Raw genomic sequence first — 15,076 nt, 5'->3', positions numbered from 1 at the left:
CACCTTAACTATTTTTTTTATCAATCACTTTATCATTTGGTTGCGGAATTGTTGTACCTTCTAGTACTCTTTCAATATCTTTTTTTAAACCGAACCAATTTTTATTCGTATGTCCTGCAATCCACCATTCATCATTAACACGCTGTATCCAAATACGTCGATGATTCCAATACATACCTTGAATCACACCAACCATAAATATAAATCCTCCAATACCGAGAATCCAAAGCGTTAAGTCTTTTCTTACAGTAAGTGCTGTTGCATTTTGCATTTCCACACCTGCGAATGACATTTTATATTTGTTATTTCCATCTGGTTCTATATTTTGCTGAATACCAACAAAACTCACTTCACCATCTGGCGTCTCAGGCGTAAACATTTTAAATACAAATGCAGGATTGTTTGGTAATTTCGTTTTTGTATTCGGTTTTCCATTCTCATCAAAATAAAAATCTGGGAAATAACTTAATAGTTCTAGAGAATAACCATTTCCTAAATCGTATTTTTCTATTGGATTCGCTAAATCTACTTTAATTGGACCCCACTTTTGATTATTTTCTTTGTTTTGCAAGTTAAAGGACATGCTTTTAAATTCGCTTTCTTTATAATCCACTTGATAAACAGCAAATTGATCAAATTTCAGTGGTTCATTCACACGAATTTCCGCTTCTTTTACTTTTTCCAATTTCGGTTTTTGTCCTGCTATATTTTCGCCCACCGCTTTATATAATACAGCATTCGTTTGGAAGTTTTTCGCAATCATTTTATCGCCTACACGGTCAATTGCTTCATCATAAACTTCCTTATCCTTACTTTTATCATAAACTTCCTTTATAAACTTCTCATTTTTCAAATAGTACTGTCCATCCGTCCCTGGTATTTCTTTCGTTTCACCATCACGTAACCAAAGCGCTTCGTCTACATACATACTCGGTAAAAAACGAAGCATCGCACCGAATAAAAAGATAATAAGACCGATATGATTTACATATGGACCCCAGCGTGAAAAACGTCCCTTTTCCGCTAAAACATTTCCGTCTTCCACTTTCACATTATAGTTTCTTTTCTTTAAATTCATTTGTACTCTTTCCAAGTCACCATCTTGTGGTGTACCAGTCCCGTATAACCTTTGTCTCTTTAAAAAGCTAGGGTGTCTTTTCACACCTTGCTTTTTTAAAGCTTTATAAAGCGGAATGACACGGTCCAAACTACAAATCACTAGTGAAATCCCTATAGAAGCAATTAACATCATGTACCACAATGAACCGTATAAATTATTAAATCCTAATTGATAATATAATTGTCCTAAAAATCCGTACTCCTGCTTATAATATTCAGCTGGTACGATCCCTGGAGTTATATACATTTCCTGCGGAAAAATAGTTCCAATCGCCGATGCAGCTAAAGTAATTACAATGAGCCATACACCTACTTTTACAGAAGAGAAGAAACTCCAAATTTTATCTACTATCGTTTTTGTATGTGTGAGGGATCTCCGTGCACTTCCCTCATATCTCATATCTAGTAATTTCACATTTTCATTGCTTTCAAACGGTTTCCCGCATGCTTCACAAAAAATGGTTCCTATCGGATTAACATGTCCACATTCACACTTAATTTCTTTCAACATTCTCACCGCCCCGTAACTATATGTACTATTGTATCTTCCAACCTAGAGTTACCGCAATACTCAGAATTTTTAATTCAAAGGCACTATACGTTAGTACCTCGTATGTAAAGACTTTCTTTATTACGGAGTAATTTTCTTTAAATATCCTTCTAACTGTTCTTTCGTTTGTTCACCTATAATTTTCTCCACTACTTTTCCCTCTTTATCAATCAAAAAGCTTGTCGGTAATGGTCCTACTCCATACGTTCCTATAATCTTTTGTCCTTTATCAATTGCAACTGGGAATTTCAAACCATATTGATTCACAAAGTTCTTTACTGCGATATCCGTTTCATCTGCATCTAACGCAATAATTTCAACGCCTTTTTCTTTATACTTTGGATATAGCTCATTCATATAAGGCATTTCTTTTTCACAAGGTTTACACCAAGTTCCCCAAAAGTTTAAAAATACACCTTTTCCCTTTAAGTCTTTTAGTTCAATTTTCTTTCCTTCCAAATCCGTCACAATAAAGTTAGGTGCTTCTTTTCCAATTTGCATTTTCTCTTTATCAGCAAAAAATCCTTGATAGAGTGTAAATCCTACAGCACCGCTTAAAATGAGCAGAATGATAACACGAAATAATAAGCGATTTTTTTTCATATTGCCTCTCCTCTCCTCAATAAGTGTATGTATTCTCATCTGTAAATGTTGTATTGAATAAATCACCAGCGGAGCATCCCACTGGTGAAAGTTTCACTCTATAGCTTATCGTGGCTTTGTAGAAGCCAATGCACGTAATTGCTTCACTTCATGCGGTGACAATTCTCTTGCATCACCAGGTCGCAAGCTACCCACTTCTAAAAAGGCATAGCGTTCACGCTTTAATTTCACTACTTTACAGTCTAACGCTTCAAACATACGACGTACTTGACGGTTACGTCCTTCATGAATTGTTAATTGTACAATCGCCATTTCTTTACGCTTGTCCCAAGAAATAATTTTCACATTTGCTGGTGCTGTCTTTCCATCTTCTAATGTAACACCGCGTTCTAGCATGCGAATTTTCTCACCTGTTAATGGCCCTTTAATTTTCGCAACATATGTTTTTTCAACTTTATATCTCGGGTGCATTAATACATTGGCGAAATCTCCATCGTTTGTCATCAATAATACCCCAGACGTATCATAATCTAAACGTCCGATTGGGAATAAACGTTGTCTGATTTCAGGGAAAAAGTCTGTTACAACACTTCTTCCTTTATCATCTGATACACTTGAAATTACACCAGTTGGTTTATATAGTAAAAAATAAACAGGTTCTTCTTTTTCAAGAGGGATGTTATTTACTTCTACTTTATCTTGAGGAGTTACTTTTGTTCCTAACTCCTTCACTATTTTTCCATTAACTTTCACTTTTCCTTGCTGAATTAATTCCTCAGCCTTTCTTCTTGATGCAATACCTGCTTGCGCAATCACTTTTTGTAATCGTTCCATTTCTTTTTTTCACCTCGAATTTATCTTACCTTACATTAGAAAGACTTGGCAACCGCATACGCTTTACCGCTATTCGGTTCATCTCACTTAAATAACATAGCGATGATAATAAACATATAAAGGTCAAATCATGTTTTATCCTTTATTATTGTCCATATTTTTCATATTTCTCACAATAAAAGTTCATCATTTTGTCAAAAATACCACATAAAAAAACCACTATTAAGCTACGCCTTAATAGTGGTCGTATACGTATTATAAGCGAAATAGCGTAAAAAATGAATAGCATTACTGAAACAATAAAGAAACGAACACAATTGAGCAAATAATCCCGATTAAATCTGCAAAAAGTCCAACTTTTAATGCATCTCCCATTTTCCTAATACCAACGGCCCCAAAATATACCGTTAATATGTAAAAAGTCGTATCTGTGCTTCCTTGCATCGTAGAAGCCAATCTCCCAATAAACGAATCTGGTCCATATGTAGCAATTAAATCGGTCGTAATACTTAAACCAGCAGATCCCGAAATCGGACGTATAAGTGCTAGTGGAACAATTTCTGCTGGGACATGAATTAAGTCTAACATCGGCTTCATTACTGATATCATCGCATCTAGCGCTCCAGACGCTCGAAAAATCGAAATCGATACAAGCATTCCAACCATAAATGGTAAAATGGAAACTGCAATTTGAATCCCTTCCTTTCCTCCCTCAACGAACGATTCATACGTTGGAACTTTTTTTATCGTGCCATATAAAAGGATAAAACCGATTACACAAGGAATTACCCATAATGAAATCGTATTTACAATACTCATTTTTTCCGCCCCTTTCTACTCCTTCTTCGGTAAAAATAGCGGTCAATCCAAATTGCTCCAATCATAGAGAGTACTTGTGCAATGAATGTTACCCCGACAATTTCAGTAGGATTCGCGGATTCATACGTCATTCGAATCGAAATGACGGTAGTAGGAATTAATGTAATGGCTGATGTATTTAGTGCTAGAAACGTCACCATAGAACGACTTGCCGAATCCTTCCTACCATTTAATTCTTTCAGTTGTTCCATCGCTTTAATACCAAGAGGGGTTGCCGCATTACCTAAGCCAAAAAAGTTCGCCATCATATTTGATAAAATAAATCCCATTGATGGGTGATCCTTTGGTATTTCTGGAAACAATCTTTTTACTATCGGCATGAAAAGTGTAACTAACTTTTTTAACAATCCTGCTTCTTCTGCAATTTTCATTAAACCAAGCCAAAATACTAAAACACTAATAAGTCCAATGCAAATCGTTACCGCATCTTTTGATCCTTCAAATACAGCTTTAGTTACTTCTTCCATCGTTCCGTTTATCATGGCATACACAATCCCTATGACCGCCATCGCTGCCCATACGAGATTAACCATCGGTACCAACACCTATCATATAAGAAAAAATTTCTTTCACATTATTCCAGTACATTCCCGTTGTGGCTACTAACTTCCGTTTGCTATAAAATAAATTGCGTTCTCCAACTTTCTCATTGCCAACATAGACTTCTGTCTTCCCAACTTTAACTCCGTCTGTTAGCTTTGCACTTTTATCAAGCTCAACTTTTAGTACTACGTTCTTTCTTTCTTCTTCAGCTAAAGGTACCGAAAAACTATTTTTCGTATAAACATGATTGGCATATTTCTTTTCATTTATTTCAGCGAGTGCTCCTTGTCCTAAAACTTTTGTTTGCTTGAAACGTTCAAAACCTTTATCAAACAAATTCATATGATCATCCCAATCACTAGAGGCACTCAAAGTTACGACAATTAAATCCAAGCCATCTTTTGAAGCCGTTGTAACAAGCGTTCGTCCTGCTTTCTTCGTGAATCCTGTTTTTCCACCTGTTGCAAATTCATAATAAGACGTCACAAGCTTATGTTTATTTTTCCATGGATAATCCCAAGAATCTGATTTATACGTTTTTGTTCCAAAAATTTTCTTGAAAGTCTCATTTCCCATTGCGTATTTCGTTAAAAGTGCCATATCATAGGCCGACGAATAATGCGATCCATCTCCATCCAAGCCATGAGGGTTTGAAAAGTGCGTATCTTTCATTCCAATTTCTTTTGCTTTTTCATTCATTAAATATACGAACCCATCTATACTCCCACCTACATTTTCAGCAATTACTTGTGCTGCGTCATTACCAGACCGAAGCATAAGTCCATATACTAAATCTTCTAACTTCACTTTTTGTCCCGGCTTTAAATAAATCGCCGACCCTTCCACTCTTACCGCTTCATTACTAACCGATACCATTTCTTTCATTTTCCCTGATTCAGCAGCTAACAAGGCTGTCATAATTTTTGTTATACTAGCAATTTTTTGTGGTTCATGTTCTGCTTTTCCGTATAATACACGACCAGAATGTTGCTCCATTAATACAGCATTTCGAGCACTGACATTGCTGTTCATCTTTGCATATGTAGGAATCGGAATAACGCTTGCACACATAATAAGAAGCGTGATTATTACACAAATTCGTCTCATATTTCCCCCCACGTCCTTTTGGCACTTTTTGTACAAGTGTATGCTTGACCTTTTAAAATATGAACGAAACCTCCGTCTCCTTCTAATAAAAAAGACGCATAAAATATGCGTCTAATACGGTGTCCATTCAATTTGTTTCGCACTTTCAAATCTTTTTTCTACATCAGGCCAATTTACAACATTCCACCAGTTTTTAATATATTCATCTTTTCGATTTTGGTATTGTAAATAATACGCATGTTCCCACACATCTAGTACAAGGAGCGGTATCGTATCCCATTGGGTAAATAATTGATGAAGTGTACTTTGCAAAATTTCTAATCTTCCAGATCGGGGCACCCAAACGAGAATCGCCCAGCCTGACCCTTCCACTTTAGAAGCTGCTTCTGTAAAATGTTTTTGAAAACGTAAAAAGCTCCCAAAATCTTGTTCAATTTGTTGTGAAAAAGCACCTCTTGGACTTCCACCACCATCTTTTTTCATGTTATTCCAAAATATCGTGTGCAAGTAATGACCCGATCCATGAAAAGCCGCTTCTCTTTCCCAATGCTTAATTAAATCAAATTGATTTGTTTTTCTCGCTTCTTCCATCATTTTCTCTGCTTTATTTAACCCTTCCACGTAACTACGATGATGTTTATCATGGTGTAACATCATAATTTCTCTAGAAATATACGGTTCTAACGCATTATATGGATAAGGTAATGGTGGGAGTGTATGCCCTCCAATTGGGACAGCTCGTTCACTATCCCCTCTTTCATATAGTTCATATTCCTCTTCTTCCTGCATAAATACTTCCTGCAGGTGATGCTGAATATGTTCTACATCATCACTTATTTCATACATAAACTCCGCGTCTGTATCGTACTCATGCTCTTTCATACGCTCTAATAACGTTTGAATTTTATAAGCAAGCATATGGACATCATACACTTCCATTGCACGGCTATCTAATACGTGAAGAACACTTTCACACCAATTTTCAACTTCATGAAAGTAATCTGTAAATACACCTTGCTGATTCATGTTACACCTCCTTAATGCTATTCCCTTAACTATATTCAATGAAAATCCCTTATATAACTGTACAAAAGGAAAAGAAGCTAAGTCCTCCTTAGCTTCTTTTCCTCAATTAGTATTTGTGTAACATCTTCGTTTGGTAATCCGTCTCATAATATTCTAGTTCTTCACGCATCAATTGAAATTTACCTTCTAAATTCTTCATCACTTGCTCTATCGAGGCAGGCGGCGTTTGTTGAAAAAAAATAGAATTTTTCCCAGTATATGCAGAACGACTATTTTCATACCAATGATCACTTTTTGGTGAGAAAAACTCTGCAATTACTTGATGATAAATCTTATACAAAATTTTTTCAGCTGCTGTTTTTCGAAATGGCTGGCTATTCAACAAAACAAAACACGCATCATGTCCTTCTTCACAAAACACAAGAAGACGTCTTATTGATGCTAATAACCCTTTATAATATTGTTCGTTCCCTGCTGGTGTCTCTTCTAATAAAGAAGGCAACGTATGATAATTTACATAATTGGTTATCAAAGTAATAACATCTTCTAAAAACATAGAAACTTGTTCTGTTTGATTTTCAACCATCAAATTCGACATTTCTTCTCTCTCCTTTGCCATCTCACGCTATTTCTACTCTTTTATTTTTATGTAATTCAGCCAATATTTCTTGTACTTTCGCCACTGTTCCGTCATCAAAATATTGTTGGAATTCTTTTATATTATTGAGATACAAACGTTTTTGCGCACGAAGCCCCTTATCTTTCACCAAACAAGATATCGCTACAATATCCCGCAAATATATGTCTTGTTCTTCTACTTTACATACTGGATTTCCTTCAAAAGGAGTAATTTCTTGTAAAACTTCTTCAAAATATCGAACGTATAAAACCGAAAAAGTTTTCTCTTTATCATTTAATATATATGTCACTTCAGATCTATTAAAAAAATCTTCTGATGTATTAGGTTTTGCTTTCTCTAACTCATACCCTGCATAACCTATTATAATCATCTGCTTCCCCTCTCTTCCTTCTTTCATTTTAACTTAATTTTCTGGTAAACGAAATATTCTTTTATATATACCATATATAAAAAATAGCTCCCCTATACAGGAATTTACCTTTTTATTTTTCTTGAACTTTGTCATAATAATATTATTGTCTCAGTTTTCTTATACAAGGAGAGTTGTATTTATGTCGTTTTCATGGAAACGTTTCTTACAAATCGGGAAAATTATCTTCCCATTTGTTGTATTAACAATTGTATTCTTTCAAGCAAAAAAAGAATTAGCAGGCATTTCTTTTTTAGAAGCGATTGATTCAATTAAAAATATTCCAACTGGAGGAGTCTTTTTAGCAATTACACTTGGTGCATTTGCTGTATCAACAATGTTCTTTTATGACTATGTTATGCTTCGTTACTTAAAAGCTGATATACCTGTCCAAAAGATTTTCCGTATCTCATGGATTGCTAATACTTTAAATGGATTCATCGGATTTGGTGGTCTCGTTGGAGCTGGTGTACGCACAATGCTTTATCGTCCATACATAAACGAAAATGGTAAACTTATTAAAAGTATCGCCTGGATGACAACTGCCTTTATTAACGGATTAGCTATTCTTTCATTCCTTGGTCTTATTGGAATATTAGACACAAGATTTATTTTGCATGAAAAGCCGTGGCTATGGCCTGTTCTTATCTTTTTTGCTCTTTTCGTCCCTATTTACATTGGCTTTTCTAAACTTAAAAATAGAAAAACCAAGCAAACAGAAGGACTTGAAGTACAAGAACAAGAGAAAAACCCAACTGTTTTATACTCATTAGTTTCATTAGTAGAGTGGGTATCTGCTGGTATCGTTATGTACGTCATTTTAATATTATTTGGAATTGAAATTGACTTTCAAAAGTTTTTAGGTGTGTATGTAATTGCTGCTTTAGCTGGCGTCGTTAGTCTTGTACCTGGTGGACTTGGCTCATTCGACCTTGTCTTCTTAACTGGACTAGGACAATATGGCATCGATACAGGTGTATTACTGCCCGCTATGTTATTATATCGCCTTGTCTATTACATCTTACCGTTCTGCCTTGGTCTCATTTTTGCAGCTTTTGAAATGACAGGAGCGGCCATTAAAAAGTTTGAAGATAAACCTTTTATTGCGCCGGCACTAGAAACAACTGGTGTTATATGGACTTTACAGCGTGACTTTTTAGGAAAACTAGGTTCATGGGCATCTGCTGCTTTAACAGTATTTGCTGGCTTAATGGTTATTTTATCGACCATTCTACCAACAAGTGTAAACCGGGCACACGCCTTACATATTCTAGCTCCAAAACATCTTATTCAATTTTCTTTTAGCTTATCGCTAACATTTGGTATTCTCCTACTAATCCTTTCACGGGGGATATATTACGGAACAAAACGTTCTTATTATATGACGATTGTTTCTTTAATTGGAGCGGCTATCTTTAATACGCTAAAAGGAATTGATATTGAAGAAACATTTATTTTATTAATCGTACTGGCTGTATTATATATGCTTCGAAAAAGGTTTGTACGCGAGAAAATGGAAGTCTCCCTTTCTGATATCGTAAAAGTTTTTATATTCTTACTTGTAACGTTATATTTATATAAAAACTTAGGTATTTTATTTGCAGGTGCAAAAGAAGCTTTTAAACCTGATTTTGTCGTTCGTAATATTACACAAGTGAAACGAAGTGCATTAGCCGCTGCCTTTTTCGTTCCTACTTTTTTACTGATTGGCTCACTCATTGCCACTCGTTATCGAAATGAATTTCCCGGGCAACCAGCTAACGATAAAAGATTGCAAAACTTTTTAGATGAACATGGTGGAAATGTACTTAGTCATTTAGGATTTTTAGGTGATAAACAATTCTTCTTCAGTAGTGATGGGAAAGCGCTCCTTCTCTTCTCCATAACTGGAAAACGTCTTGTTGTACTAGGTGATCCAATTGGTGATCCTTCCTCCTACCGTACTGTTTTGCAAGAGTTTTTAGCTGAAGCTGATCGATTTGGGTACATTTGTGTATTCTACCAAATCGAAAGTAAATGGATGAGTTTATATCATGATTTTGGTTATAACTTCTTTAAGCTTGGTGAAGAAGCTGTCGTTGATTTAAATACATTTACAATCACAGGAAAGAAACGCGCTGGTATGCGAGCGACTTTCAACCGCTTTGAAAGAGAAGGCTATACATTCTCTATTCATGAGCCGCCGTTCTCAGACGAATTATATGAGGAGTTAAGAAAAGTTTCATATGCGTGGCTCGGTGGAAAAAAAGAGAAGGGCTTTTCACTCGGATACTTCGATCGTGAATATATTAGCCGTGCTCCTATCGCTACATTATCTGATGCAGAAGGGAAAATTATCGCATTCACAACCTTTATGCCCGTGTATCAAAACGGATCATTGTCTGTTGATTTAATGCGCTATTACCCAGACGCGCCTAGCGGAATTATGGACGCAATCTTCATCCACTTATTCCAGTGGGCAAAAGAAAATGAATACCACTCCTTTAATATTGGTATGGCGCCACTTTCAAATGTAGGTTTATCGACACAATCTTTCTGGTCTGAGCGAGTTGCTGCTGCAATCTTTAATAACGTTCGTTATACGTACAGCTTCAGCGGATTACGGCATTTTAAAGAAAAATATAAACCAGCATGGAGCGGTAAATATTTAGCATTTAGGAAAAATCATTCTTTACCACTTACGATGCTCTCTGTAACAAAATTAATAGGAAAAAGAAAAAACAGCTAAACAATTAGCTGTTTTTTTTCTTTTGCACTTGTAGAATAAATTCCTTTTCATATTTCTTACCATTTATATAGAAATCTCCCCATATTTTATATGTTCCTTCTACAGGAAATGTAATACGATATTGTAATTGCTCATCTGTATCAACTGGTATTGCGTATAAAAAGTTTTCTCTCGTTTCGTCCACGATATAGAGCGCCTCCACTTCTCCTCTCTCTGAATGTAATTTCAATTTTTCACCCTTTTTTGCTTGGAATTGAAATGTTAACGTCGCCGGTTCATTCGGATGCAATGCACCAAATAAAAGAGAAACTTCATACTCCCCTATTTTTTTTGTAAGTACACTATCGATTGGAAATTTTACTTTTTTCTTATTTTTCTCCTCTTTTTCTCTCCCAAAATCTTTCTTCGCAAATGATTCCACAGACTTGTTTTTGTCTTCATATAAAAATATTGTATATCCTTCATCTTTTGCTATTTTGGAAGATAGCTTATATGATCCATTTCCTGCAAATGTGGGTTTCATTTGTTGTACATGCTTTAATTGTCCGTCTACAATAACTGCCCGAATTTGATCATTCACACCACGAACTTCATTATTATTTTTATTTAGTAATTGAAACAAAATATCAACTTTCTCATTTCCCTCTCCATTAGACACATCCCATTTTACTTCCTGAACATCACCTACTGTCTCTACGGTTTCTTGATATTTTTTTATGTAAAATCCTCCTGCTACAATAAATAGCAAAGCAACAAGTCCAATGACAAGGTTCTTCAAAACATCACCTACCATTTTTATTGTCTCTATCCATACAAAACTTCTTAACATATATATTCTAGATTATGATTTATGAAATCCTCCTCTTTTGCACATATTACAAATAATTAAAAAGATTTTAATTGAACGGATTCGTAGTGTATAATGCAAATGATATTGATTTCTATCAATACATTATAAGGAGGACTTTTCATGAGTGTACATATTGAAGCAAAACAAGGCGAAATTGCTGAATCTATTCTATTACCTGGTGATCCATTACGTGCAAAATATATCGCTGAAACATTTCTAGAGGACGTTACTTGCTATAATAACGTACGTGGTATGTTAGGGTTCACTGGAACTTATAAAGGAAAACGTGTATCTGTTCAAGGTACAGGTATGGGCGTTCCTTCTATTTCTATTTATGTAAACGAATTAATCCAAAGCTACGGAGTTAAAAATTTAATTCGCGTTGGAACTTGCGGTGCAATTCAAAAAGACGTAAAAGTACGTGACGTTATTATTGCAATGACAGCTTGTACCGATTCTAATATGAACCGTTTAACATTCCCAGGTTTTGATTTTGCACCAGCTGCAAACTTTGACCTTTTAAAGAAAGCTTACGATGCAGGAACTGAAAAAGGATTACACGTTCGTGTTGGTAACGTGTTAACAGCAGATGTATTTTACCGCGAAAGCATGGACATGGTTAAAAAACTTGGAGAGTACGGTGTATTAGCAGTAGAGATGGAAACAACTGCTCTTTACACATTAGCAGCGAAATATGGTGTAAATGCCTTATCTGTATTAACAGTAAGCGATCACATCTTCACTGGCGAAGAAACAACATCTGAAGAGCGTCAAACTACATTTAACGAAATGATTGAAATCGCTTTAGATGCAGCAATTCAGCAATAACACATTAAGAACTCGTCATACGTCTGTCGAGTTCTTTTTATGTGACTTTTTATAAAAAACTACTTTAGAAAGAGACAGATTTCCCCCTCTACTTTCTTGTCACGTTTGTTATAATAAAGAAATCATTTAGAGTATTTCTCATAAGAGGTGACGCAGTGAAAAACAGAAGTATAGTCTTTAAACTATTTTTATTAACATCAACATTATTTACAATCATATTCCTCCTCTTTTTCCTAGGACAATCTCTATTTTTAGAGAAATTTTATATTAATAAAAAAGTAAAAACCGTTGAAACTGCCTTTGAAAAATTCGTAGATAATTACGAAAAAAGTGATAAAAGTTATGAGGAAATTAGAAAACTAAAACAAGAATTTCATGATAAAACAAATGCTGACATGCAATTTTTAGATTCTAACGGTATTATTAAAAGTGAAAATAATTTCTACATTGATGTAATTAACCCTAACAATAATAAAACGTATTCCATTCCACTCAATAATCTTTTAACGCCCGAAGAATATAATAAATTCGAAAATTTAGGTTTAAAAAAAGATGGAATGATATACGTCGATGGATTTGTACAAGGGAATATAATAACACCGCTAGAATTGACGACTAATTATAATCGATGGCGAAACGAACATGTCAATTCGGATTTCCAATCAATTAATGGTAACCCTTCTAAAAATAAACTTACAAATCGATACAAAACTACAACTCAAATCGGGTTTACTGGCGTTATATCTAAGTTACAGCTCCCATCTAAAGCTGAAGTTCGCCTTGCAAATGATTTTGAAACATTACAAGCCGTTCAATATTTTGCAGGTACTATTAGAGAAGGCACTTCTAACTCACAGCAATTAAACACTTATATATTAGATGGTGGGGAGAATATAAAAAATAGTATCTTTGTAAAACCTATTATGGAAAACGGAAAAATTACAGAATACGCTTTTGCGATAGCATCTTTGCAACCTGTTAATGAAGCTATGCTCGTTTTAAAAGACTATTATGTCTATGCCTTAATCATCGTGTTTCTCGTAATTATTTTGTTATCCTTCTACTACTCCAAAATCATTGTGAAGCCATTAATTAAGATTAATCGCGTTACAAAAAAAATGGCTAATTTTGATTTTAGCGAGAAATTACCTGTTACAGCAGACGATGAAATTGGCGGGCTTTCCGGTAGTATTAATACATTATCAGTAAACTTAAAAGACCGAATCGATCGATTAAATGTCGCCAATACAAAATTACAACAAGATATTGAACGTGAACGTCAATTGGAAAAAACGAGAAAAGAATTCATTTCTGGTGTATCCCATGAATTAAAAACACCTCTTAGTGTGATTAGAAGTTTCGCAGAAGGGATTCAAGATGGTGTTAGTAAAGATACAACATATTACACAGATGTTATTTTAGAAGAAACAGAAAATATGAATAGGCTTATTGTTGAAATGTTAGAATTAGCAAAACTAGAATCTGGTACGTACAAACTAGAAATGACAACATTCTCAATCGGTGAATTAATTCAACAAGTCTATACAAAGTTATTATTTAGCATGGAGGAAAAGCATTTACAAGTGGCTGTTGATGCAGACTCTTCTATATTTGTTACAGCGAATCGTAGTCGCATTGAGCAGGTAGTTGTGAACTTACTGAGCAATGCCATTCGCTATACGCCAGATGGAGAAAAAATACAAGTCTCTGTTGTAGAAATGGAAGATGCAGTGAAAATCGAAATTGAGAATACAGGAAATCCTATCCCAGAAGAAAGTCTTGAAAAAATTTGGGATCGCTTCTATCGTTTAGATGCATCACGTAGTCGTCATACTGGAGGTACCGGTCTCGGATTATCTATTGTAAAAAACATTTTAGATCTCCATCATGCTGAGTATGGTGTATATAATACGACGAATAGCGTTGTGTTCTATTTTAATTTACAAAAAGTAAAAGAAGTCAAATAATTTGTCTTAATTTCACTAGGAGTTCACATGAAATTCACACTCTCCCTTTATAGTAAGAAACAAGTTAATCCTTTCCTTTACACATATAAAAGAGGAGAGTGCGTGAAATGAAACAAGCAGGACAACCTATTCAAAATGAAAAACAATTAGAAACTATCAAAAATATACTTTTACAATCTTCGAAACGTGATGGCTTATTATTCGTATTAGCTGTAAATTCTGGCTTAAAAGTAAGTGAAATCTTACAATTAAAAGTTAGTGATGTAATCGATGAAAATGAAAATGTTCGCCATTCCATTTTATTTTACAATGAAAAAGTAAAGAAACATAAATGGTTTGCTGTAAATGAAGACTTACAGCACGCAATCGAAGACTACATGAAAGAACGTAAAACTTGGAAACGTAATGAGCCATTATTAAAGTCTCAAAAAGGCACAAAATCTATTACGAGACAACATGCATGGTACATTTTAAACAAAGCTGCAAAAGAAGTTGGATTAGAAGGGATTAGCTCACATACACTTCGAAAAACTTGGGGCTATTGTGCATACAAATCAGGTGTTGACATTGCATTTTTACAACACTTCTTTGATCATAGTACTCCATCAAAAACTTTAAAGTATATCGGTATCGCTTAATACCTCTTATACATAAAAAAGGTTACCATTTAAAAATTGGGTAACCTTTTTTATATTCTCTTTTCTTGTCTCTCTTATATTGTAGTGGTACTCTAATAGTAAGGGGGAGAAATTATGAACACACTTACTATTGAATTACCACAAGAAACGGCTGAAAAACTCGATTTATTAAAACAAGCTTACGAAAAGAAAACAGGTGCCAGCATTTCTGAGAGCACTCTTGTTCAAACACTTATCTCAAAAGAATTTATCCAAGCGATAACTCCTTTTGATTTACAACAATTCATTAACGAAAAAGAACAGCATTAATCGCTGTTCTTTTTTTATTGCTATTCAAAACACAAAAAAATTTTAC

15 protein-coding genes are annotated in these 15,076 nt (G+C 34.7%); 5 read left to right on the top strand and 10 right to left on the bottom strand.

Annotated elements, in window-relative coordinates; genetic code table 11:
* Positions 1–4: 4 nt before the first annotated feature.
* The 9 genes from resB to COI75_RS14875 form a co-directional block, all read right to left on the bottom strand.
* Positions 5–1,630: a cytochrome c biogenesis protein ResB gene (gene resB, locus COI75_RS14915; protein WP_000910511.1), complete on the bottom strand. Its 1,626-nt coding sequence runs from the start codon at positions 1,628–1,630 to the stop codon at positions 5–7.
* A gap of 120 nt (positions 1,631–1,750) precedes the next feature.
* A complete protein-coding gene (gene resA, locus COI75_RS14910; protein ID WP_000742202.1) occupies positions 1,751–2,272 on the bottom strand; it encodes a thiol-disulfide oxidoreductase ResA in 522 nt (173 codons plus the stop codon).
* Between the two features lie 105 nt (positions 2,273–2,377).
* On the bottom strand, positions 2,378–3,106 hold the full coding sequence (gene rluB, locus COI75_RS14905) for a 23S rRNA pseudouridine(2605) synthase RluB (protein ID WP_000440551.1): 729 nt from the start codon (positions 3,104–3,106) through the stop codon (positions 2,378–2,380).
* A 288-nt stretch (positions 3,107–3,394) separates the two neighbouring features.
* On the bottom strand, positions 3,395–3,925 hold the full coding sequence (gene spmB / locus COI75_RS14900) for a spore maturation protein SpmB (RefSeq protein WP_000029515.1): 531 nt from the start codon (positions 3,923–3,925) through the stop codon (positions 3,395–3,397).
* Positions 3,922–4,518, bottom strand: a complete 597-nt coding sequence (spmA, locus tag COI75_RS14895) for a spore maturation protein SpmA (protein ID WP_000247804.1) — start codon at positions 4,516–4,518, stop codon at positions 3,922–3,924. Before spmA ends, spmB begins: the two co-directional genes overlap by 4 nt.
* Positions 4,511–5,635 carry a D-alanyl-D-alanine carboxypeptidase DacB gene (gene dacB, locus COI75_RS14890; protein WP_001252618.1) on the bottom strand — a complete coding sequence of 375 codons (1,125 nt, stop codon included), beginning with the start codon at positions 5,633–5,635 and terminating at the stop codon, positions 4,511–4,513. Before dacB ends, spmA begins: the two co-directional genes overlap by 8 nt.
* Positions 5,636–5,746: 111 nt before the next feature.
* Positions 5,747–6,661 (bottom strand): superoxide dismutase, encoded by a 915-nt coding sequence (locus COI75_RS14885; protein ID WP_001075737.1) that lies wholly within the window; start codon positions 6,659–6,661, stop codon positions 5,747–5,749.
* A 106-nt stretch (positions 6,662–6,767) separates the two neighbouring features.
* Complete coding sequence (locus COI75_RS14880; RefSeq protein WP_098448452.1) at positions 6,768–7,259, bottom strand: YpuI family protein; 492 nt, start codon at positions 7,257–7,259, stop codon at positions 6,768–6,770.
* Positions 7,260–7,281: 22 nt separating this feature from the next.
* Positions 7,282–7,671, bottom strand: a complete 390-nt coding sequence (locus tag COI75_RS14875) for a hypothetical protein (RefSeq protein WP_000583783.1) — start codon at positions 7,669–7,671, stop codon at positions 7,282–7,284.
* A 181-nt stretch (positions 7,672–7,852) separates the two neighbouring features.
* Between COI75_RS14875 and mprF the strand changes: the two genes are divergently transcribed.
* Entirely contained in the window at positions 7,853–10,438 is a 2,586-nt protein-coding gene (gene mprF / locus COI75_RS14870) for a bifunctional lysylphosphatidylglycerol flippase/synthetase MprF (RefSeq protein ID WP_000010838.1), read from the top strand.
* 4 nt (positions 10,439–10,442) lie between these two features.
* Here mprF and COI75_RS14865 read toward each other — a convergent pair whose 3' ends face one another.
* A complete protein-coding gene (locus tag COI75_RS14865; RefSeq protein WP_002095813.1) occupies positions 10,443–11,231 on the bottom strand; it encodes a hypothetical protein in 789 nt (262 codons plus the stop codon).
* A gap of 177 nt (positions 11,232–11,408) precedes the next feature.
* Between COI75_RS14865 and deoD the strand changes: the two genes are divergently transcribed.
* From deoD to COI75_RS14845, 4 genes are all read left to right on the top strand, one after another.
* Positions 11,409–12,116, top strand: coding sequence for a purine-nucleoside phosphorylase (deoD, locus tag COI75_RS14860; RefSeq protein WP_000110708.1), 708 nt, complete (start codon positions 11,409–11,411; stop codon positions 12,114–12,116).
* A 155-nt stretch (positions 12,117–12,271) separates the two neighbouring features.
* Entirely contained in the window at positions 12,272–14,083 is a 1,812-nt protein-coding gene (locus tag COI75_RS14855) for a sensor histidine kinase (RefSeq protein ID WP_000797490.1), read from the top strand.
* Positions 14,084–14,190: 107 nt separating this feature from the next.
* On the top strand, positions 14,191–14,721 hold the full coding sequence (locus COI75_RS14850) for a tyrosine-type recombinase/integrase (RefSeq protein WP_000806236.1): 531 nt from the start codon (positions 14,191–14,193) through the stop codon (positions 14,719–14,721).
* A 114-nt stretch (positions 14,722–14,835) separates the two neighbouring features.
* Positions 14,836–15,030, top strand: a complete 195-nt coding sequence (locus COI75_RS14845) for a DUF3924 family protein (protein ID WP_001094862.1) — start codon at positions 14,836–14,838, stop codon at positions 15,028–15,030.
* Positions 15,031–15,076 lie beyond the last annotated feature (46 nt).

It is taken from the genome of Bacillus cereus, assembly GCF_002564555.1.
Classification (GTDB): domain Bacteria; phylum Bacillota; class Bacilli; order Bacillales; family Bacillaceae_G; genus Bacillus_A; species Bacillus_A cereus_K.
The sequence above is the reverse complement of the archived record's forward strand: the minus strand, read 5'-3'. Positions and strand labels throughout refer to the sequence as shown.

Excerpts from the sequence above, each read along its gene's own strand:
- resB (WP_000910511.1), bottom strand. The coding sequence starts at position 1,630 with ATGTTGAAAGAAATTAAGTGTGAATGTGGACATGTTAATCCGATAGGA.
- resA (WP_000742202.1), bottom strand. The coding sequence starts at position 2,272 with ATGAAAAAAAATCGCTTATTATTTCGTGTTATCATTCTGCTCATTTTA.
- rluB (WP_000440551.1), bottom strand. The coding sequence starts at position 3,106 with ATGGAACGATTACAAAAAGTGATTGCGCAAGCAGGTATTGCATCAAGA.
- spmB (WP_000029515.1), bottom strand. The coding sequence starts at position 3,925 with ATGAGTATTGTAAATACGATTTCATTATGGGTAATTCCTTGTGTAATC.
- spmA (WP_000247804.1), bottom strand. The coding sequence starts at position 4,518 with ATGGTTAATCTCGTATGGGCAGCGATGGCGGTCATAGGGATTGTGTAT.
- dacB (WP_001252618.1), bottom strand. The coding sequence starts at position 5,635 with ATGAGACGAATTTGTGTAATAATCACGCTTCTTATTATGTGTGCAAGC.
- COI75_RS14885 (WP_001075737.1), bottom strand. The coding sequence starts at position 6,661 with ATGAATCAGCAAGGTGTATTTACAGATTACTTTCATGAAGTTGAAAAT.
- COI75_RS14880 (WP_098448452.1), bottom strand. The coding sequence starts at position 7,259 with ATGTCGAATTTGATGGTTGAAAATCAAACAGAACAAGTTTCTATGTTT.
- COI75_RS14875 (WP_000583783.1), bottom strand. The coding sequence starts at position 7,671 with ATGATTATAATAGGTTATGCAGGGTATGAGTTAGAGAAAGCAAAACCT.
- mprF (WP_000010838.1), top strand. The coding sequence starts at position 7,853 with ATGTCGTTTTCATGGAAACGTTTCTTACAAATCGGGAAAATTATCTTC.
- COI75_RS14865 (WP_002095813.1), bottom strand. The coding sequence starts at position 11,231 with ATGGTAGGTGATGTTTTGAAGAACCTTGTCATTGGACTTGTTGCTTTG.
- deoD (WP_000110708.1), top strand. The coding sequence starts at position 11,409 with ATGAGTGTACATATTGAAGCAAAACAAGGCGAAATTGCTGAATCTATT.
- COI75_RS14850 (WP_000806236.1), top strand. The coding sequence starts at position 14,191 with ATGAAACAAGCAGGACAACCTATTCAAAATGAAAAACAATTAGAAACT.
- COI75_RS14845 (WP_001094862.1), top strand. The coding sequence starts at position 14,836 with ATGAACACACTTACTATTGAATTACCACAAGAAACGGCTGAAAAACTC.